Here is a 20,049-nt window from a genome sequence, read left to right as displayed (position 1 = left end):
AACTATATCACGTTGCCGGGTATTGTGATTCCGACGAAATATCGTTGTAACGGTTCTGCCCCGCTCTGCACAATCTATTGAAAACCAAACGCAACCCAATTCTGGCACGCATTTTGGGGCAGGACTTATATACTTCAAATAAAAAAACAATGAAAAAACCTAACTCCAAAACAATCCTGTTTATAACGGGTGCATTCGTAAGCCATACCTGTTGGAATGAATGGAGTACATTCTTTGAAGCACAGGGTTTCTCCACACATGCGCCGGCATGGCCTTATAAAGATGCACCTGCTGCATTATTAAGGGCGCGGCATCCGGATCCGCAGATAGCATCTATTAGGCTCTCAGCATTGATTGCACATTTTGAGGCAATCGTTAACGCCTTGCCGGAAAAACCTGTAATTATCGGGCATTCCATTGGCGGGCTTATAGCGCAGTTGCTACTTCAGAAAGATCTGGCAACTGCGGCAATTGCCATTCATTCCGTTCCGCCGCAAGGCATAATGACATTCAAGCTTTCTTTCCTTATTGCAGGATGGGGGCCTTTGGGCTTCTTCACTTCAACAAAGAAAACATTCATGATGACCTTAAAACAATGGAAATATGCATTCACCAATGGTATGCCGGAAGAATGGCAGGAAAAAGGATATGCCCTTGCTATACCGGAATCTAAACTGGTGGTAAGAGACACCATAACAGCTGTAGCCAAAATTGATTTCAACAAGCCACATGCCCCATTGCTCCTGATAAGCGGCTCAAGTGATCATACCATTCCTTCCTCCCTCAATTATTCCAACTATAAAAAATATAGTGATAATGGTTCTGTAACACACTTCAAGGAGTTTGCAGATCGCAATCATTTTGTTTTGGGGCAGCCGGGCTGGCAGGAAATAGCAACTTATATCCAGCAATGGCTGGAGACCATTAAAAGCAATTGGTAAAATAAGATCCGGCATAAGCATTCAGCCATTTTTCTAAAAACTTAATCTTTTAAACAAATCAAATTATGAAACCAGTTACTTCTATGCTACGAAACACAAAATTCATTACAGGCCTATTGATTGCTGTTTGCATTGTCTCTTTTACTGCCTGCAATTCTGTAGCAAAACCGAAAGACCCGGGCGGTAATCATCAGACAGAACAGGAAAAGCCTGCTGACCCTCCTGCGGGATTCAAGCACGCAACAACGTCGGTAAATGGTGTCAATATCCATTATGTAATAGGCGGTAAAGGAGAACCCTTGGTGCTGATTCATGGCTTCGGACAAAATTGGTTTATGTGGAACAGGCTATTACCTGAATTTGCGAAACATTATACGGTAATAGCGCCCGACCTGCCCGGCCTTGGTGAATCCGGGAAACCAGAGACCGGTTACGATAAGAAAACAATGGCTTCTGTCATTCATGGCCTGATCAAGGAATTGGGGTATAAGCAAGTCAATCTTGCCGGACACGATATCGGCCTGATGGTTGCCTATGCCTATGCAGCCCAATATGGAAGTGAAGTTAAAAAACTTGCATTGATGGATGCCTTACTGCCGGGCATAGAACCTGTATGGAGTCAGGTTAAAGGATCTGCATGGTGGTTCGGCTTTTTTGGATGGAAAGCATCGGGTGAAATTGTTGCAGGGAAAGAAAGGGAATTCTTAACCAATTTCTGGCCTGTTGTAGGACATGTAAAAGACCCGTTCACAAAAGAAGAAGCAAATGAATTTATCAGAGCCTATCATGTAAAAGGGGCTACTACCGGGGCTTTCCATTGGTTCGGAGCGTTTGAACAGGACGCCGCAGACAACAAAGAGTTCATGAAACATAAATTGAAAATGCCTGTATTGGCGATGGGCGGTGAATATTTTGGCGCTGCATTTCTCGAAGCACATTGTAAGCTGGTAGCAGAGCATGTCTCGGCTTCCAATATAAAAGGCGCAGGACACTGGATTGTGCAGGAAAATACAGCACAGGTTCAGAAAGACCTATTGGACTTTTTCGCTGCTGAATAAGTCGATATTCTAAAAATAGAATGGTTCTTCTCCTTAAACATTACAAACTAAAAACATGAACAAGTTATTTTTTACGCTGCTAATCCTTTATAGTTTCAGCGTTAATGCCCAACAAAAGGCGGACCTGATTATTTATCATGCAAAAATAGCAACAATGAATAAACAAGGAGAATTTGCTGAAGCTATTGCCATAAAAGACGGGATTATCCTTGCAACCGGAACGACAAAGCATATACGTTCTGCTTATGAAGATGCTAAAACAAATATAATAGATGCCGGAAACAAAACGGTTATCCCCGGATTAAACGACAGCCACATGCACGTCATTCGTGAAGGACTGAACTATAATGCCGAACTGAGATGGGATGGTGTTACATCGCTGAAGCGGGCATTACAGATGCTGAAGGAACAAGCGGCAAGAACACCGCCTGGCGTATGGATTAAAGTAGTTGGTGGCTGGAATGAATTTCAATTTGAAGAAAAGAGGCAGCCTACTATTGAAGAGATCAACGAAGCTGTGCCGGATAAACCTGTATTCATTACTTACTTGTATGGCAAAGCTTTTCTGAATAAAAAAGGCATTGAGACATTAGGCTATACAAAGGATACAAAATATGAAGGCAGCCTTTTGGAGACAGACAAAAACGGGAAACTGACCGGTATTATGTATGCCAAGCAAACCCCCAAGGCAATCTATACAACGCTTGCACTCACTACCAGACTGACAGAAGAGGAGCGTAAAAACAGTACCCTGAACTTTGACCGCGAACTAAACAGGTTCGGTATTACAAGTGTCGTAGATGCGGCAGGAGGCGGACAGAATTTCCCTTCGGATTACAGTACTTCTTTAACGCTTGCACAGGAAGGTAAACTTACCGTACGTAAAGCCTATTATCTTTTTGCCCAGCAGAAAGGAAAAGAATTTCAGGATTATGAAAAATGGATTGGAGATGTCAAACTAAAGAAGAATGAGCTCATGATGGTACCAAATGGATATATACCTGAAGGAGCCGGTGAAAACCTGGTTGCCTCCGCTGCAGACTTCGAGAACTTTCTGGAACCGAGGATAGTATTGTCGGACAGTATGGAAACCGACCTGGAACCTATCATCCGCCTATTAGTAAAGAATCGTTGGGCATTCAGGCTTCATGCCACTTACGGAGAATCTATTGACCGCATGCTTACAGTATTTGAAAAAGTAAACAAGGAAATACCCTTTAACGGTTTGCATTGGTTCTTCGACCATGCAGAAACAATTACCGATAGTGAACTGGCAAGGGTAAAAGCTCTGGGAGGCGGAATAGCCGTACAATTCAGAATGTATTTTCAAGGAGAGTTGTACCAGAAATTATATGGGCAACCCACCACGCAATTGCCACCCATAAAGAAAATGCTTGCTATGAGCATACCTGTAGGCATGGGTACTGACGCTACAAGGATATCGACCTATAACCCCTGGATGGCATTGCATTGGCTGTTGACAGGTAAAACCATCGGTGGCATGCAGTTCTGGCCTAAAGATCAGGTTCTTGATAAATACACCGCATTGCAACTGTACACCTCCGGAAGCGCATGGTGTTCGGAAGAAGAACAAGAAAAAGGAAAACTGATAAGTGGCATGTATGCCGACCTGTGCATTTTGTCTGATGATTATTTTTCGCTGCCGCCGGACAAAATAAGAGGCATTGAATCTATACTTACGGTCCTGAACGGACATGTGGTATATGCTGCCGGACCTTACAAAACCCTTAATCCACCAGTTCCTGAAACGATTCCCGAATGGTCGCCGGTAAAGTATTACGGAGGCTATCAAAAAAACTGACAACAATCATTTTAAACCACTCAATCAAAATTTATGAACATTTATAAAACAATTCTTACCTCTTTACTGGCAAGCTTATTCATGATCTGGTCTTTGCAACCATTACATGCACAGATGCCTATGCCCCCTCATGTTCCCATCTGGGATGCAAATAAAATCACACTTAAGCTGCATAAAATCACCAATGAAGTATATGCTGTCTTGCCCGAAACAGCAGAAACGGAAACAAGCAAAGGAATACCGCAAGCTACCACTGCAGGCTTTATTATCGGAGATAAGGGCGTGCTACTGATTGAAACGATGCTGGACAAAAGATTATACGATCAATTATATGCCCTGGTAAGAAGCGTCACTCAAAAACCGGTAATATATGCCGTCAACACAAGTGATCATGGCGATCATTGCTTTGGAAATTATCTGCTGCCCAAAGAAACTGTTATTATCCAAAATGAATTTTGTAAAGATAACCTTGCAAAGAATTTTGATAATATCAAACAGTTTATGATAATGCTGTTTGGCAAGAACCGCGGTATTGAAGATGTGAAATACCGTGCCGCAGATATTGCCATACCAAAGGACCAGAGCCTGAAACTGGATATGGGAAAAGGAAACACCGTTGAGTTTATCAATACGGGCACCGCACAGTCTCCGGCCGATCTTTTTGTGTTCGTATCTACTCCTGCAAAAAGAGTGGTCTGGGTAGGCAATCCTTTTATCGGTGACAGTCCTGCTATTCCCTGGTTATTCGACGGTTATTTCCTGGAACCGCAAAAGAACCTTGTAAAGATTTACAATATGCTCGATGATTATGATGTCATTATTCCCGGTCATGGAAAGATTACAGATAAGGCAGGCATTAAATACACCATTGATTATGTGAATGCTTTAAGTGAACAAGTTAAAGAAGCTGTAAATAAAGGACAGACATTGGAGCAGACGCAGACATCTGTTACTATGAAAGAATTTGACAAAGGATATGAGCTTTTTCACTGGCTTCATTACAACTTCAATTTGCCAAATGCCTATAAAGATATAAAGGCGAACAGCATGAAAAAGCCTGACTAACAGGATCTCACGCTATGATCGAAAAAAGCAGCACTATTTTATTTTCAATAAAGTTATTATAATGAAACGGATTATTATTCTGGCAGCTTTGATAAGCGGGATGTTATATACGGCAATGGCACAGCAATTCCCGTCATTTAAGCCGCTTCGTTATGAGGAGGATTACAGTATCTTAAAGAAAGACAGCAGCAACAACGGTTGGTATCCGAATGCAAAATATAACCCCTTGTCATCCGATGGTAATGTCTATGTCAGTCTGGGAGGGGAGCTTCGGTTACAGTATTTCTATGCAAAAAACGATGGTTGGGGAGATGAACCGGAAGACAAAGACGGATATGTGCTGTCAAGGTATTTACTTCATACGGATATACATACAGGCAAGCATTTCAGGGCATTCCTTCAGATTCAGGGCAGCATGGCAAACGGGAAAGTTTCTACAAGTCCGGTAGATGAAAATCCCCTGGACCTGCATCAGGCTTTTATAGATTATAGGACAGGTGTGAACTCAGAAACGAAGCTGATATTCCGCTTAGGGCGGCAGGAGCTTTCCTATGGTTCACAAAGGCTTATCGCCGTAAGAGACGGCCCCAATAACAGGCAGTCTTTTGATGCCGCCAAAGTAAGTGTAATAAACACAAAATATAAGCTGGATCTTTTTTACAGCCATTACGTTGCTGCTAAGAAAGGCATCTTTGATGACGGATGGAATAAGGATGTACAATTCTGGGGCAGCTATCTTACCCTCAACAAAATTCCGGTATTACAAAACATAGATGTCTATTATCTCGGATTGTGGCGAAGGAAAGCAAGCTTTGATGACGGAAGCGGACGGGAATTAAGGCATTCTGCCGGTACACGTATTTTCGGAAAACAACATGCGTTTAAGTACGACATAGAGGCATTATACCAGTTTGGCAACTTCGGCGATAATAATAACAAGATAAGCGCCTGGACTACTTCTGCAAATTTGGCTTATGAATTCACACCTATAAAGTATAAGCCGGAAATAGGCCTCAAGACAGAACTTATAAGCGGTGATAAAAATTACGGTGATAATGCTTTACAGACATTCAACCCTATGTTTCCAAGAGGCGCTTACTTTGGCCTGGCAGCGCTTATCGGTCCTTCTAACCTGATTGACTTTCACCCTTCTCTGAGTTTTGAACTGACGCCAAGGCTCGACTGGAATATAGACTATGACATATTCTGGAGATATAGCCTGAATGATGGTATTTATGCACCTAACACTTCACTGATGTATTCCGGCAAAAATAGTTCCAATAGAAATATAGGCAGGCAGCTATCTTCAGAGTTTGTATATATGCCCAATCCTTTTCTCTATTTCCGCGCAGAGTTTACCTGGTTCAAAACCGAGGCCTATTTAAAAGATGTTACTGCAGGAAGAGACATTCTATTCGCAGGCGTAACAGCACAAATCAGATTTTAGCATCAATATCTTTCAATAATCTTTTAAATTTTACAAAATGTCACACAAAACAGCGTACAAAACCTTTTCAAATCCGGATCTGAATGAATTGGAAACCCAGGTAAACGACTATATCAAAAGCATTTATAAAAATGAGCATCATGAAGAGATAAAGGTCCATGACATCACCACTTTTAGTGTAAATACAAATTACATTGCCGCTATTACTTATTCTTATGCCAAAAAGAAGTCGCTCAGCTTTGAAGTGCCTTTTGAACCCGTTAAGCCTGAAATGACATAATTTGAATGAGAAAGGTTGAAACATAATAGCGATGGGTTTGAACTCATCGCTAACTTATATAGTAGTCATTAAGTACCCGGCTGTTCAATGAAAAATCCCGAAGCGATAAAGTTCATTTTCCATTCAGGCCATACTCTGTCGAATTCGGTTTGCGGAATACCTTTCTCGTTAATAAGCATTGTTTTTGCCTTTTCAAACGAATGGGTTTCCTGCATTCTTTTCAGGAAAAAGTATTGGGCTGCACGGATACTGAACAGGCCCAGCTTATAATTCAGGCGAATTACAGCGCAATAGCTTTCTTCCGGAAAAGGCAGTTCAGGCTCCTTCCCCTGACTGAATTCCAGATAATAATTGCAAATAGGGAACCGGTGACTAAGCAGATGAAATACCGGATGTAAGACAAGCATGTTATCGGGCGTATCAATAGTGGCTGCAGTGTTGGTATCAATGGCATATTCATCGAAAATAACCGACAAAGTGTATTCAAAGCCTGCCAATTCAATCATAAAATCAGGCCAGCTCTCTTTTGCTTCCTTATCAGGTCTTGTCTCTTCCAGAAAAGATGAAAAATGTTGCCCAAGCGTATTAAGTGAATAGCTTTCCGATGGATAGGTATCCAAATACTGATCGGCAAATAGCTGAAAAAGCTCATTACCCAAAGCATACGTCAGGGCGCTGAACTGGCTTTGCATACAGGAACGCAGCCTTGCAATATAGCTATATCTGTAAATGTCCAGATGGCTTACGGCACTCAAACGTTGTGAAGCATTTACAATATCTTCAACCGGAGCCCCGGCATTCGTTCCAAAATTGCTTTCCACCGGAACATGGTATATCAGCATACCCTGCATCCATTGCTGCAATTCGTCCAGGGAAAAATTTTCAGTACCCATCTATTATTTACAACCTGATTTCATTCACTAAAAAATTTACCGGATTGGATACAGCTTCTTCCTCATATTCTTGTTGCACTGTAATAGGTGCTGCCTGGAAATTATGGTTCATGTACTGTTTTGCCTTCAGCAACTCTTCATGGCAGGTTTCAAAGTCGGGTATATTGCCGTCCCATTCCAGAAGCGTTGCCACCCCGCCCGTCAGTTCCCAGGCCAACGCAAAAAGGTTCCATACATCTTGTGCCACCTGCCTGTCGTGGGTATCAATAATATGTGTCCCGCAATGCTGGTGTCCTGCCAGATGCATTTGTACAATACTTTCATACGGCAATTGGCGGATATAATGTACCGGGTCAAAATCGTTATTGAAGCCCGAAACATATACATTGTTTACATCCAGCAATAAACCACAACCCGTTTCTTCAACCATATAACGCAGGAAATCATATTCTGCAATAGTTGATTGCTTAAAAGTGAGGTAAGTGCTTGGATTTTCAAAGACCATAGGCCTTTCCATATAATCCTGCACCTCCTTTATCCTGTCACAAATATGTTTCAATGACACTTCATTTAATACCACAGGAAGCAAGTCATGTGCATTCAGGCTGTTCACCCCCGTCCAGCACAGATGGTCGCTTACCCATAACGGGTTTACCTCCGCTGCCAGTTGCTTCAGCTTGCTCAGGTATTCTTTGTTCAATGCATCGGTACTGCCTATAGAAAGAGAAACGCCATGCAGCACAACCGGATACTTTTCTGCCACCTGCCTTAAAACATAGTGTGGCCTGCCTCCCGAATCCATAAAGTTTTCGGAGATCGCTTCAAACCAATTGACAGGAGGATTATGTTCAAGAATATAATTAAAATGCTTACTCCTTAACCCCAGGCCTAAACCGGGGTTTGTCATGTTTGCTATTTGTTGTCTATAATTGCTTACGGATGGCATTTATGGGTTGTTTTTTAATAGATAAATGGTTTTATGGTTAAATGGCTGTTCAACTATTACAGTATAACAAAACAATTCAACCATAAAACCATTCAACAAATGTTTATTCCTTCTTGCCTTCACATAGTCTTTTTGCATTATCTGCAGGATTGTTAAACCCGAAAGAGCAAACTTTATTACCACTGTTACCACAGGAATCATAAGAACCCAAAACCGACACAAGCCAGTTCTGTGGCGGACCGCATTTGAACGGAGCAGGGCCGACAGTCCTTTTTGCTTTCCGCATTCTGTCTTCAAATAACGCACGCGCCTGTAGCCAGACACTGGTTCCCTTATCGGGCCCTAATGTCCTGAAACGTTCCGCCTGAATAGGTACGGCACAGCTTCCCTGCCATGCACATTCATTATTGCCCGGATTTTTCTGCGCTTCTATATCGCCGTAAAGACCACAGCCGCCTTGCCCGCGGCAATTGTTCAATGTCTGGCAGTTATGCTGCTCCGCCGTGGCGCAATAACCTGTTCCGGCACAATTATTGGTTCCGAAACGGTCATGCCCCTTGCATGCATTCAGTCCCATGCAGACATGCAGTTCAACAGAAGGCGTACCCGGACTTGAAGCGGCAGTGCCGGGAGTTGGTGCAGGAGCCGGAGCGGGTGCCGGGCCTCCGCACATAGATAGTTCAGAAGAATATTTTAAAGCTGACATGATATAGTTTTTTGATGGTGTTTAAATTGGTGAATCGTGAATTGTCAATAGTGAATGGATTTGGCTTAAATAAATATCTACGCAAAGCTGTACTTTCATTTCACAATTGACAATAAACTATTGACATTAATTATTGTGCAACGGCGCATCCGGAAGATCCTGAATACGCTGACCCAGGTAACTGATGGCCGGATAAACGGCAACCGCAGCATTAAATAAGTCTATCAACTGTGATTTAGGGCTTGATAAAAGACCGAAAGGATAATCTTCAAACGTAGGCGCAACCACATATTCCTTACCGTCAGGGCCTGTATAAGAAAGGTTCATAATATCGCCGCAAATGGAGTTCAGTATAAAAATCATGGATTTATGGATACCGAACATAAAGGTTTCCCATTGCGTATTGCCCGACTTTACGTAACAATCTTCCACCATCACAAATATGTAAGTATAAACCGCATTCAGCAAATCGGATACAGGAGCGATGTTGGCCGGATAATCCTTCGTAAGCGGATTCTTTGCAACATTTGCCACGAAATACTGATTGATGTCATTAACACCGATATCAAGTGCAACAAAGCGTTCGTTCAATCTTTTATAAGTACAATAGATTTCCTGAAACTTTGCAAAATGCGATAATTCCTTTTTATCCGGATCATCAAAATCCCCCGGAACTATAGCACCGCAATTAACCGAACCATCAGGGTTTAAACCCGGCGCTTTGCTTCCTTCGCCTTGTTCTACAATAAAATCTATTGCTTTATTGGCCGATGCTTTATCTCTTATATATACAAGGTCGCCGCTGTCAGGACCATCGTCATTAGTAAAATGCGGCTTATGCTCTTTATCATAATAAACCGTATCAATATTATTTGCATTATAGTAGCCGTTACCTTCTATCAGTTGCGGCAGAAAAGTTCTGAAAGGCAAATCGTTCTGATCAATGCAAGTCTTTATCATATCATAAAACTCGCCGATAGTTCGGTATTCAATAGCCTTCAGCATTTTAGGATCCGGCAGTGGATCAGGACTTTCAATTTTTAAAAAAGTCATCAGCTGATCCTGCGACAATTTCGCCCTGTCGATATCAAAAGCAGGAATATGCCCCGGCAGGCACGCGGGCCATACGCTCGGAGATTTACCTACCAGCTCAGGTCTTCCGGCAAGCGCTTGTTTCAGGTTGGATGATAACGCCATGTGCAGCATTTCCTCAATAGCTACACTCATAATCAGTGCGCCTGTCTTATTGGAAAAGACCATAATCTCGGCTGAAAGATCTAACGCTATCTCACTTGCCTCTTTGGCCGTTTTGCCTTTCGCAACCAATTTCTGTGCCAGCGATCCACTGATAGCATCCTGGTCAGGCGATCGGTTAATGGAGTAATAAGTGTAGAGATAGATAGGGATAGTGGCGATTTCTATCTCAATGGCCTGTTGAATGGCTTCGCCAAGGTTTTCCGGAGTAACCTTATCTCCTGATTTGGAGAAAAATTTGTGCTTTGACATTGTGTGTTTTGGTTTATCCATTAAAAATAGAAAAATAATTTCTTAAACAAAATAATTATGTTTTAAAATATAAACATATTTATGGTGGGTATTCTTAACCTGTTCCGCGTGTAGCAGCCATGAAAAGGCGATGATAATATATCATCGCCTTGTTATAGTTTTCTCAATATTGAAAAATGAGAAGTACTATTTGGAATAAAGAAAATTACTTGATTTTCAAATCGTTTTGGAAAACCCTGAAAAGGTGAAACAATAATAGCAATGGGTTTTCACCCATTGCTATCTAAAAAAATATCTATAAACATCATTTATAAAACCTCCTGCAAAAACTGCATGAAAGCCTGCCAGGAACGTTTGTCTGCGTTTTCATTGTAAGCAACGCCCTTGCTGTTATCGCTTCCTGCATCCGGATCGGTGAATGCATGAACCGCATTTGAATAATAAATCATCTGCCAGTCGGCATGCGCTTTGCGAAACTCATCTTGCAACTGAGCGATGACGGCAGCAGAGCTATGAGGATCATCAGCGCCATGTAAAATAAGAATACGGGGCTGTATCAATGTTTCCGGTTTGGCGGCATCATGGTCATAAGAACCATGGAAAGAAACAACACCTTTTACAGGCATATTTGCCCTTGCAGCTTCAATAGCGCCCAGGCCGCCGAAACAATAACCAATTACCACTATTTCATCAGGGTTCACTCCGGACCTTACAAGCTGGATGAGCGCAAGCTTGATACGTTGCCTGTATTCATCGATATGCGTTTTGTAATAACCGGCGCTCTCGCCCGCTTCTTTATCTGTTTTAGGATAATGGCCTTCGCCGTAGATATCTGCTATAAAAGCTACATAACCCAAATCGCTCAATTGTTTGGCGACAATTTTGCTATGTGCATCAATGCCTTTCCAGGCCGGTAATATGAGAATGCCTGCACGCTTGTCATTCATCTTTGCAGGCTTCCATAATTCACCGTTTAGTTTTTGCTTGCCATCATTGTAAGCAACTTGCTGCTGTTGCGCATGCACTACATTCAGGAACATAAAAAGAAAAAGGTGGAGCAGGATAATTTTAGATTTCATTTTTAATGGTTTTTAGTAAGAAATAACAGGCAAAAGGTACAATTGTTTACCTGCAAACAGACAGGCAAATTATCACTTAAAGATAAAATAAAAAAGAGGCTATATACCGGTAATCGCATTCCACTTAAGGCAGATGACAAAAACTATGATTTCACATTAAATAAATAACAATAACTATCAGTTTATTATAAATTGACGAAGGCTTTTATTCAATATTTTGTCATAATGCGGAATTATATTTTGCATTAACATTTTAAATATCCCATCAATATGCCATGCATCGTACCTTTGTGCGGCTAAAAGGGACGTTATCTGATGGAATATGCAATTGTGGATATAGAAACAACGGGGGGCTATGCTTCCGGAGCCGGCATTACGGAAATTGCAGTTTACATACATAACGGAGAAAAGGTAATTGATCAATTTGAAACATTGATTAATCCTCATCAGTATATTCCCCTGCCTATCCAAATGCTTACGGGCATAGACAATGACATGGTAGACGGCAAACCAACGTTTGAAGAGATAGCAGCAACACTATTCAATTTACTGGATGGCCGCATTTTTGTAGCACACAGTGTCAATTTCGATTACTCCTTCATCAGACATCACTTTGAAAAAGCAGGTTATAAATTTAATGCTTCTAAACTCTGCACTGTAAGGATGAGCCGGAAAATAAAGCCGGGCCTGACTTCTTATAGCTTAAGCAAACTTTGCGCTTCTTTAAAAATTCCGCTTTATAATAATCACCGTGCAGGTGGTGATGCTGCAGCCACAACCCTTCTTTTCGAAAAATTACTGGAATGGGATAGTGAAGGTGTTATAGCAGGCATGCTGAAGAAAAACTCAAAGGAACAATTGTTGCCGCCTCATCTGCCGAAAGATGATTTCGAAGTATTGCCTTCTGTTCCGGGAGTTTATTATTTCAAAAACAGAGAAGGGAAAGTAGTGTATGTAGGAAAAGCCAATGATTTACGCAAACGTGTGTTATCACATTTTACGGGAAATAATGCCTTGCCGCAGAGGCAACATTTCCTGAGAGACATACATGCTATCTCATTTGAAAAATGCGGTACGGAGTTAATGGCCTTTTTGCTGGAAGCCATTGAAATAGCACGTTTATGGCCTGTATATAATCGTGCCATGAAACGAAGGATTGTCAATTTTGGCTTATATGCTTACGAAGACCTGAATGGTTTTATGAGGCTTGCAATAGGAAAACAGGGCAATCACCAATTGGCTTTGCATGAATTTACAACGGAAATTGAAGGGCGAAACCTGCTTCATAAATTGGTAAGGAATTTCAATTTATGTCCCGAACTATGTGGCATTACAGATTGCAGACATGACAGCATGTTATCTGATGACGCTGAAAACCCTGATTGTTGGGCCTCTTACGGAGCGATAAGATATAATGAACAGGTAAGGCTCGCATTAAATCAGGTAGAACAATATTTGCCGTCTTTCATCATAAAAGACAAAGGAAGGCATGAGCAGGAACAGAGTTGCATCTGGGTAGAAAAGGGTAAATTTTACGGAATGGGATACATAGATGCATACAGCGATATCCATTCTTTAGAAGATATAAAAAGCTCGCTGAAACCTTATAAGGTCAACCATTATATGTTGCAGCTTATTTATAACTATGCGGAAAAATATCCTTACAAAGTGATGCAAATTCGTAATGAAGATTTGGCGGCGGCACAGGGATTTTAGTTTAAATTTAAAACACTTTCAGCGCGGATAATTTTTATGGCATTTCAAAGAATCTTTCTTTTAGTAATTACGCTTGCTTTTTCTTCTTTAATATACGGACACGATATTGCAATCAATATAAAAGTTACGAATGAACAACAGGCACTTATTCCCTACTCCACTGTTACATTAGTAAGTAAAACAGATTCTGCAATAAGGACAGGCACCATAACAGATTCTACTGCCACAGCTCACCTGAACGTTCCTGATATAGGGTTTTATCAATTGCAGATATCATCTGTCGGTTATAATAATTTCTCCCAAATCATTGAAGTTACAGACAGCAATTTTAATTTCACATTCAAGTTAAAAGCCGGCAGTGCAGCATTAAATGAAGTAGTGATACAAGCTTCCAAACCATTAATGCAGCAGGAGGACGATAAAACGATCATTAATACAGAAAGCCTGGAAGCAGCCAGCACCAATGTTTACGAAGTAATAGAAAAAACACCCGGGCTTTTTGTAGATCAGGATGGCAATATTTATATAAGCAGCACGACACCTGCCAAAGTTTATATAAACGGAAAAGAATTAAAGATGAGCACTGCCGACATTGCAGGCATGCTTAAGAGCCTGCCGCCTAACGCTATCGATAAAATTGAAATACTCAGGACTCCTTCCGCCAAATATGATGCCTCCAACAGCGGCGGGATTGTAAATGTCGTTTTGAAAAAAGGGGTTAAAATCGGCATTACCGGAAGCGCTACGGCAGGTTATCAGCAAGGAAAATACAACAATAAGTTTGCAGGATTTAACGTTTCCAATAATAACGGGGAAACCTCTTCTTACCTTAATCTTAATTATTCCAACAGCAATAACTACCAGGTATTGAATACTAACCGTGACATAAGTATTGATACAATCATTGCCCAGAAAGCCTATTCCACCACTCCTTCCGATGCTGTTTACCTTGGCTACGGCATCAACAAGGACTTTACGGACAACATGAACCTGAGTTACGATGGCAGGGTAAGCTATAATAACTACAATAACTACACCGACAATACGAACAGCTTTGAAGCAATTGCAAATGATATTGTGTTAGGCTCCAGTAAAGCGCTTTCGACAACGAATGACAAAACATTCCTCGTCAATCAGGATATTTCCAGTACATTGAAATTAGATACTGCCGGATCGGAATGGACGAACAGCTTCACCTATTCTTACAATAACAACCGTGAACGTTTAGACTATAATACTTATTCTGCATTGCCATATGGCGGCAACGGTATTTCAAATACATCACATCATTATTTTGAATTGCAATCTGATTTAACATTAAAGCTACCAGGGAAAATTACTATTGAAACAGGTATTAAAACCACTTACCTTCCTTTTAATAACAAAGCAGACTATGTATTAACCAATAATGGAGATACCATAAATGATAACAGCAGGACCACAACTTATAAATACGCTGAAAACATTAACGCTGCTTATTTTCAGGCTTCTAAAACATTCGGGGCATTTATACTGAAATCCGGCTTAAGAATGGAAAATACCAATATGTCGGGTCATCAGACAGTGCCGTTCGATACGTCGTTTTCTGTGCACAGAACCGATTTCTTTCCTTACGTTTACCTGAGCAGGAAAATCATGACTATTGCCAAATATGAAATCCGCGCATACCTGGTTTACCGCAGGACTATTGCCCGTCCAAGTTACGATCAGCTCAATCCTTTTCCCAAATATGTGGATCAGTTCTTGTCGGAGGTTGGAAACCCGAACCTGAAACCGCAATTTTCAAACAATTATGAGTTTAATATAAGCGTGGAACAAAGACCATTATTTGCCGTAGGGTATAATGATACAAAGGACATGTTTACGAATGTGTATTATCAGGGTGATTCATTACATGCACTGGCTTATAAAACTTACGATAACGTTGGCAGCAACAAAGAATTTTACATCAGAGGGCTTGGTGTGATTCCGCCGGGAGGAAGATACTTTTTTCTCTTCGGCGCACAGTACAACCACAATTTGTATCAGGGTTTATATCAGGGTCAACCTTTGAATTTCAAAGGTGATAGCTGGCTGTTTTTTACGTATCATCAATTGAAAATCGATAAAAATTCCATGCTTACCATGAATGGTTTTCTTAGGTTAAAGGGTACTTTGCAGTTTTATGAATTAAGCTCATTCGGTTCTCTGAGCTTCAATATAAACCGCAAATTCTTCAATCAGAAACTGACAGTAACTTTAAGCCTTAACGATGCTTTCTTTACCAATAATAATGAATTCAGCATCAGCCAGCCTACCGTAAATGCTTATGGTTACCGGGAAACGGACAGCAGAAGATTCGGTATAAATTTGAGATATAATTTCGGCATCCGGAAGAAGGACGAAGATCCCGATTTATTTAAATTTCCGAATAATAATTAAACCGTCATCTTTGCAACAGATTAAAACTGATAAAATGTCGCTTATAAAAACATTTTGCCTTTTCATCCTGATTCTCTTTTTAATGGCTTCCTGCAAAGAAAAGCCTAAAGTGATTTTCAATGTCAAAGCCGTAAAAAGCAATCTGGCACCCGATCAATCTGAAACAATGGGAAAGGTGATTAATGATTATCTTTCTTTAAAGAATGCGCTTGTCGCAACAGATGAACAACAAGCGAAACGAAGCGCAATAGCTATGCAAAATCAGATGAAAGCGTTTAAAGTAATCTACGATTCCGCATCGGTAAAACATGCCATACAGGTAAGTTTGTTTTCAGAATTGATCAGCATGGATAAAAACCTGAGTAATATTGTTGAACAGAATGACAAAAGTTGTGAACCGCAAAGAATTTATTTCAAAAATTTATCCGACAGTCTTTACGCATTTGTGAAAAATCACGAAACAACCCGTTTGCAACTTTACCGTTACTATTGCCCTATGGCTTTGAATGGGAAAGGTGGTTGGTGGTTGAGCACTTCAAAAAAAGTAGAAAATCCTTATTTTGGAAGCAAGATGCTGACATGCGGGGAATTGGTTGATACACTTCAATAACCATAAATAAAACAAAAATTATAATGTCAAAATTTATTGTACCGACACCCATGATCTTAAAAGGTAAATTAAGAGAGATTGTAAATCTTGAAAAACTTACCACTTTCACATACATGAAGGCAACGAATGAACATTATGGTTATATAAAATTTTGTTTTGATAAAGGGAATGATCATACATGGATTTATACAGATGATGCAGCTATGAAAAATGATCTTCATCTGATTTATGATAAACTGGAAATTGCCTGGGATGAAAGTCAATTTTAAATCATTCACATCCGGACAATATTCATTTAAGCAGCAGCTAATTATAATTAGTTGCTGCTTTTTTGCGGGCTAACATAATTTCCGATAGACAATTACGTTTATAATTCCGTAACAAACATCTGTTTGGCAAATCAAAGAGGAAATCGGTTTTAACTAAATCAAAAACGAGGGAAAAATACGAATGCCATTTATACTAAAATCATTGGAAATGCGTTTGGGTAAAGGATAAGTTAAATGCCGGCATTTCCCATTTTTTAGAAAAATTGAATTATCTTTACGCCCAATTTAAATTTTCTTTTTGAAAGGATAATAAGGATTTTAAAGCAGATTCAATGTTAAATTATGTTTGCTTTGCCTTATTTTTTTGTATAGAGGAGGGTGTTCAGTGAAAATTTAAAAGAGGGAAGAAGTTTTCCGAAGCACATTTATCCATTAATAAAACAATTATCAAATATTTTAAAAGCAAAGCCGGAAAGCAATAAATATATTTTTATCCTGCATTTTGCTTATTTATTTCAACTAAAAATCTAAAAACAGTAATGATTCAAAAAAAAGCGCCTGCTTTTCACCTGACAAAGAATGCTGCAATTGTTGCCCTTGGCCTATTTACCGTATTAAGTGCTTCTTGTAAAAAAGACGATACACCTACTACCACTACTGTTGGCGACTGGATGCGTAGTTCTGATTTTGAGGGTGTGGCACGTACAGAGGCCGTTGGTTTTGTATTAAATGGCAATGCCTATGTTGGTACCGGTTACAAACAAGATGATGTCAGGTTAAGCGACTTCTGGGCTTACGATCAGGCTTCACAAACATGGTTCCAGAAAGCCGATATGCCGGGCGCACCGCGTAATTCAGCTGTTGCATTTACTGTTGGTTCAAAAGCATACGTTGGTACAGGGTATGATGGCATCAATCAACTGAATGATTTTTACAGTTATGATCCTGCTACAAACAAATGGGATACTATTGCCAATTTCGGCGGTTCCGGAAGATATGGTGCTGTAGCTTTTTCTTCGGCAACAAAAGGGTATGTGGGTACAGGTTTTGATGGTAATTATTTAAAAGATTTTTATTCTTACAACCCTGCAAACGATACATGGACGCAAACTGCAAGCTTAGGCGGTACAAAACGTCAAAATGCGGTTGCATTTACTATCGGCGATAAATCATACGTTGTTACAGGTATCAACAATGGTTCTTACCCTGATGATGTTTGGGAATTTAACGCAGCTAATGAAACATGGGCTCAAAAAACAAGAATTGCCAACATCAATGCTGATGACACATATGACGACTTATACGGTAGTATTCCAAGAAGTAATGCAAGCGTTTTTGTAATGGACAACATTGCTTATCTGGCAGGTGGTAATTCAAGCGGTCTTAACGGAACTGTTTTTGCTTATGACCCTTCAACAGACAGATGGACACAAAAAACAGGATTTGAAGGAACAATAAGAGAAGGAGCCGTAGGCTTCAACTTAAATAACAGAGGTTATATTGTAACCGGTAATAACAGTGGCAGCCGTTTCGATGACATGTGGGAATTCTTACCAAACAATGACGTTATTGCAGGTAATTAATAAATATTCAGGAATCACAATAGCATTGGCTCTTTTGCTTTCGTGCAACCATGTATCAGAGCAAAAGACCGATGCCGATTCAACAGCGAGGGTTCAGACTTTTAAAACAAAAGACGGCTGGGCTTATTCTATTTTTCTCGGGAAAAAAGAATTCATCCGACAATTATACATTCCTTGCATACAAGGACAAATTCCTTTTGAAACAGACTCTCAGGCCCTGAAAGCCGGAACATTGGTTTTAAATAAATTAAAAGACCATCAGATTCCTTCTTTAAACCTGAAAGAACTGGAAGAAAACCATCTTTTGCCTGCAAAAGATGTTAACAACAACAATAAATAAATCATCAGGCACTCTAATGCTTCGTTATCTCAATAAAATACAAAAAGCCTCTTTACTGTTGATAGGTTTGATGGTGCTGATAGCATCATGCAAAAAAGCAGTGGTAAATTACGGGCAACAAGCTTTGACAGACGATCCTAATGTTATCTATATGGATACTATGTCGGTTGATTTATCTACATTACAACGCGATTCTTTTGTTACATCAGCAGACAATCTCTTTAAAGTCGGAATTCATGAAGATTCTGTTTTCGGAAAATATGAAGCCACTGCATATATGCAGGTAGGCATTCCTGTTAATACCATCAGCGGACTTAATAATTGCACATACGACTCTATTGTATTCATAACAAAATTTTCAGGCGCCTCTTATGGTGACACTACAGAGCCTTTTACCCTAAATATAAACCGTCTTAGCCAGCAAATAAAACCTGATGTTACTCCAATTGGCTATAATGTAGATGCATTGACCTACGATGCGACACCATTAGGCACTGCTTTACTGACTAATACACGTCCGTTACAACAAAAAGAACTTACAGTCAGGCTATCTAATTCCTTTGGCACCCAGCTTTTCGGAATGCTGAACCGTAACTCCGACACAACAAGCAATTCCGATAAATTCAATGCTTTTTTTAATGGCTTTGCACTTACAGGAAAAGGAGTTAACAACCAATCTATTTATTACTTCCAGAATATCGGAGTTAATGGAGGAACTGTAATGAGAATGTATTATACAGTAAACGGAGCATCTCCGGTACCTGGCTATATGGACTTTCCTATAAGTCCGACAACTTATCAGTTTAATGGCTACAAATATGATAAAACCGGCACATTGTTAAGCTTATTTACACCTAATAAATGGCAGGCTATTCCTTCTGCCCAAACAGGTAATCGTGTTTATTTACACAGTAATAGCGGACTTTATCCTGTATTAAATATCCCTTCTTTATTTTCATTAAAAGAATTACACCCTTATATTAAAGTGGTAAAAGCAGAATTGGATATTTATCCTTCTCTTCAAAACTACGGACCTAATACTTATTATACTTTACCTCCTACATTGGGCCTGCAAACAGTAAATATTGATAGTAAGCTTATTGGTAATTGGGTTAATGAAATCGGTGTTACACCTGCCGTAATTCAAAACGGCGATTTAGTGATAGACAATATCAACCATATTGAAACAAAGTACACTTATGATATTACCGAGTATGTAAACAGCACGCTGCAAAATGGTATATTTAATCAGGCACCATTAGTTTTGAGACCTTTGAATGAAATTATTGAAAACAGGCTTATCTTAAACAATGCTATTGGTAACAAATCTGTCAAACTTAAACTTTACGTATTAGGTCTATAAAAAA

At 40.0% G+C, this 20,049-nt stretch carries 18 protein-coding genes; 13 read left to right on the top strand and 5 right to left on the bottom strand.

Annotated features, from left to right (window positions below):
* The first annotated feature begins 149 nt into the window (after positions 1 to 149).
* The 6 genes from F0919_RS16235 to F0919_RS16210 all read left to right on the top strand — a co-directional run bounded on the left by F0919_RS16235 (position 150) and on the right by F0919_RS16210 (position 6,613).
* Positions 150 to 941 carry an alpha/beta hydrolase gene (locus F0919_RS16235; protein ID WP_150033843.1) on the top strand — a complete coding sequence of 264 codons (792 nt, stop codon included), beginning with the start codon at positions 150 to 152 and terminating at the stop codon, positions 939 to 941.
* A 65-nt stretch (positions 942 to 1,006) separates the two neighbouring features.
* Positions 1,007 to 1,999: an alpha/beta fold hydrolase gene (locus tag F0919_RS16230; RefSeq protein WP_235903533.1), complete on the top strand. Its 993-nt coding sequence runs from the start codon at positions 1,007 to 1,009 to the stop codon at positions 1,997 to 1,999.
* A 55-nt stretch (positions 2,000 to 2,054) separates the two neighbouring features.
* A complete protein-coding gene (locus tag F0919_RS16225) occupies positions 2,055 to 3,821 on the top strand; it encodes an amidohydrolase (protein WP_150033842.1) in 1,767 nt (588 codons plus the stop codon).
* A 33-nt stretch (positions 3,822 to 3,854) separates the two neighbouring features.
* Positions 3,855 to 4,886 (top strand): MBL fold metallo-hydrolase, encoded by a 1,032-nt coding sequence (locus F0919_RS16220; RefSeq protein ID WP_150033841.1) that lies wholly within the window; start codon positions 3,855 to 3,857, stop codon positions 4,884 to 4,886.
* Positions 4,887 to 4,947: 61 nt separating this feature from the next.
* Positions 4,948 to 6,333, top strand: a complete 1,386-nt coding sequence (locus F0919_RS16215; protein ID WP_150033840.1) for an alginate export family protein — start codon at positions 4,948 to 4,950, stop codon at positions 6,331 to 6,333.
* 37 nt (positions 6,334 to 6,370) lie between these two features.
* Positions 6,371 to 6,613, top strand: coding sequence for a hypothetical protein (locus F0919_RS16210; RefSeq protein WP_150033839.1), 243 nt, complete (start codon positions 6,371 to 6,373; stop codon positions 6,611 to 6,613).
* A 68-nt stretch (positions 6,614 to 6,681) separates the two neighbouring features.
* Here the strand turns inward: F0919_RS16210 and F0919_RS16205 are convergent, their stop codons facing one another.
* From F0919_RS16205 to F0919_RS16185, 5 genes are all read right to left on the bottom strand, one after another.
* On the bottom strand, positions 6,682 to 7,506 hold the full coding sequence (locus tag F0919_RS16205) for an HvfC/BufC N-terminal domain-containing protein (RefSeq protein WP_150033838.1): 825 nt from the start codon (positions 7,504 to 7,506) through the stop codon (positions 6,682 to 6,684).
* A 7-nt stretch (positions 7,507 to 7,513) separates the two neighbouring features.
* Complete coding sequence (gene bufB, locus F0919_RS16200) at positions 7,514 to 8,452, bottom strand: MNIO family bufferin maturase (protein ID WP_150033837.1); 939 nt, start codon at positions 8,450 to 8,452, stop codon at positions 7,514 to 7,516.
* A 103-nt stretch (positions 8,453 to 8,555) separates the two neighbouring features.
* Positions 8,556 to 9,158, bottom strand: coding sequence for a hypothetical protein (locus F0919_RS16195; RefSeq protein ID WP_150033836.1), 603 nt, complete (start codon positions 9,156 to 9,158; stop codon positions 8,556 to 8,558).
* 126 nt (positions 9,159 to 9,284) lie between these two features.
* A complete protein-coding gene (locus tag F0919_RS16190; RefSeq protein ID WP_190277417.1) occupies positions 9,285 to 10,664 on the bottom strand; it encodes a ferritin-like protein in 1,380 nt (459 codons plus the stop codon).
* A 308-nt stretch (positions 10,665 to 10,972) separates the two neighbouring features.
* Positions 10,973 to 11,743, bottom strand: a complete 771-nt coding sequence (locus tag F0919_RS16185; RefSeq protein WP_150033834.1) for a dienelactone hydrolase family protein — start codon at positions 11,741 to 11,743, stop codon at positions 10,973 to 10,975.
* A 315-nt stretch (positions 11,744 to 12,058) separates the two neighbouring features.
* Here F0919_RS16185 and F0919_RS16180 point away from each other — a divergent pair, with 315 nt between their 5' ends.
* From F0919_RS16180 to F0919_RS16150, 7 genes are all read left to right on the top strand, one after another.
* On the top strand, positions 12,059 to 13,459 hold the full coding sequence (locus F0919_RS16180; protein ID WP_150033833.1) for an exonuclease domain-containing protein: 1,401 nt from the start codon (positions 12,059 to 12,061) through the stop codon (positions 13,457 to 13,459).
* A 36-nt stretch (positions 13,460 to 13,495) separates the two neighbouring features.
* Positions 13,496 to 15,880 carry an outer membrane beta-barrel family protein gene (locus tag F0919_RS16175; protein ID WP_150033832.1) on the top strand — a complete coding sequence of 795 codons (2,385 nt, stop codon included), beginning with the start codon at positions 13,496 to 13,498 and terminating at the stop codon, positions 15,878 to 15,880.
* A 34-nt stretch (positions 15,881 to 15,914) separates the two neighbouring features.
* Positions 15,915 to 16,490 carry a DUF3347 domain-containing protein gene (locus tag F0919_RS16170; protein ID WP_150033831.1) on the top strand — a complete coding sequence of 192 codons (576 nt, stop codon included), beginning with the start codon at positions 15,915 to 15,917 and terminating at the stop codon, positions 16,488 to 16,490.
* Between the two features lie 23 nt (positions 16,491 to 16,513).
* Complete coding sequence (locus F0919_RS16165) at positions 16,514 to 16,759, top strand: hypothetical protein (RefSeq protein WP_150033830.1); 246 nt, start codon at positions 16,514 to 16,516, stop codon at positions 16,757 to 16,759.
* A gap of 539 nt (positions 16,760 to 17,298) precedes the next feature.
* Positions 17,299 to 18,342: a Kelch repeat-containing protein gene (locus F0919_RS16160; protein WP_150033829.1), complete on the top strand. Its 1,044-nt coding sequence runs from the start codon at positions 17,299 to 17,301 to the stop codon at positions 18,340 to 18,342.
* Positions 18,320 to 18,682 (top strand): DUF4907 domain-containing protein, encoded by a 363-nt coding sequence (locus tag F0919_RS16155; protein ID WP_190277416.1) that lies wholly within the window; start codon positions 18,320 to 18,322, stop codon positions 18,680 to 18,682. The genes F0919_RS16160 and F0919_RS16155 overlap by 23 nt, the downstream gene beginning before the upstream one ends.
* Before the next feature lie 16 nt (positions 18,683 to 18,698).
* Positions 18,699 to 20,045, top strand: coding sequence for a DUF4270 family protein (locus F0919_RS16150; protein WP_190277415.1), 1,347 nt, complete (start codon positions 18,699 to 18,701; stop codon positions 20,043 to 20,045).
* The last annotated feature ends 4 nt before the right edge of the window (positions 20,046 to 20,049 follow it).

Source organism: Taibaiella lutea, assembly GCF_008629695.1.
GTDB lineage: Bacteria > Bacteroidota > Bacteroidia > Chitinophagales > Chitinophagaceae > Taibaiella > Taibaiella lutea.
This window is presented reverse-complemented; position numbering and strand designations above follow the sequence as displayed.

Bases quoted from the DNA above. Each gene is read 5' to 3' on its own strand.
- F0919_RS16190 (WP_190277417.1), bottom strand. From the start codon at position 10,664: ATGTCAAAGCACAAATTTTTCTCCAAATCAGGAGATAAGGTTACTCCG.
- F0919_RS16195 (WP_150033836.1), bottom strand. From the start codon at position 9,158: ATGTCAGCTTTAAAATATTCTTCTGAACTATCTATGTGCGGAGGCCCG.
- F0919_RS16235 (WP_150033843.1), top strand. From the start codon at position 150: ATGAAAAAACCTAACTCCAAAACAATCCTGTTTATAACGGGTGCATTC.
- F0919_RS16175 (WP_150033832.1), top strand. From the start codon at position 13,496: ATGGCATTTCAAAGAATCTTTCTTTTAGTAATTACGCTTGCTTTTTCT.
- F0919_RS16210 (WP_150033839.1), top strand. From the start codon at position 6,371: ATGTCACACAAAACAGCGTACAAAACCTTTTCAAATCCGGATCTGAAT.
- F0919_RS16225 (WP_150033842.1), top strand. From the start codon at position 2,055: ATGAACAAGTTATTTTTTACGCTGCTAATCCTTTATAGTTTCAGCGTT.
- F0919_RS16165 (WP_150033830.1), top strand. From the start codon at position 16,514: ATGTCAAAATTTATTGTACCGACACCCATGATCTTAAAAGGTAAATTA.
- F0919_RS16185 (WP_150033834.1), bottom strand. From the start codon at position 11,743: ATGAAATCTAAAATTATCCTGCTCCACCTTTTTCTTTTTATGTTCCTG.
- F0919_RS16155 (WP_190277416.1), top strand. From the start codon at position 18,320: ATGACGTTATTGCAGGTAATTAATAAATATTCAGGAATCACAATAGCA.
- F0919_RS16170 (WP_150033831.1), top strand. From the start codon at position 15,915: ATGTCGCTTATAAAAACATTTTGCCTTTTCATCCTGATTCTCTTTTTA.
- F0919_RS16220 (WP_150033841.1), top strand. From the start codon at position 3,855: ATGAACATTTATAAAACAATTCTTACCTCTTTACTGGCAAGCTTATTC.
- F0919_RS16180 (WP_150033833.1), top strand. From the start codon at position 12,059: ATGGAATATGCAATTGTGGATATAGAAACAACGGGGGGCTATGCTTCC.
- F0919_RS16205 (WP_150033838.1), bottom strand. From the start codon at position 7,506: ATGGGTACTGAAAATTTTTCCCTGGACGAATTGCAGCAATGGATGCAG.
- bufB (WP_150033837.1), bottom strand. From the start codon at position 8,452: ATGCCATCCGTAAGCAATTATAGACAACAAATAGCAAACATGACAAAC.
- F0919_RS16230 (WP_235903533.1), top strand. From the start codon at position 1,007: ATGAAACCAGTTACTTCTATGCTACGAAACACAAAATTCATTACAGGC.
- F0919_RS16150 (WP_190277415.1), top strand. From the start codon at position 18,699: ATGCTTCGTTATCTCAATAAAATACAAAAAGCCTCTTTACTGTTGATA.
- F0919_RS16215 (WP_150033840.1), top strand. From the start codon at position 4,948: ATGAAACGGATTATTATTCTGGCAGCTTTGATAAGCGGGATGTTATAT.
- F0919_RS16160 (WP_150033829.1), top strand. From the start codon at position 17,299: ATGATTCAAAAAAAAGCGCCTGCTTTTCACCTGACAAAGAATGCTGCA.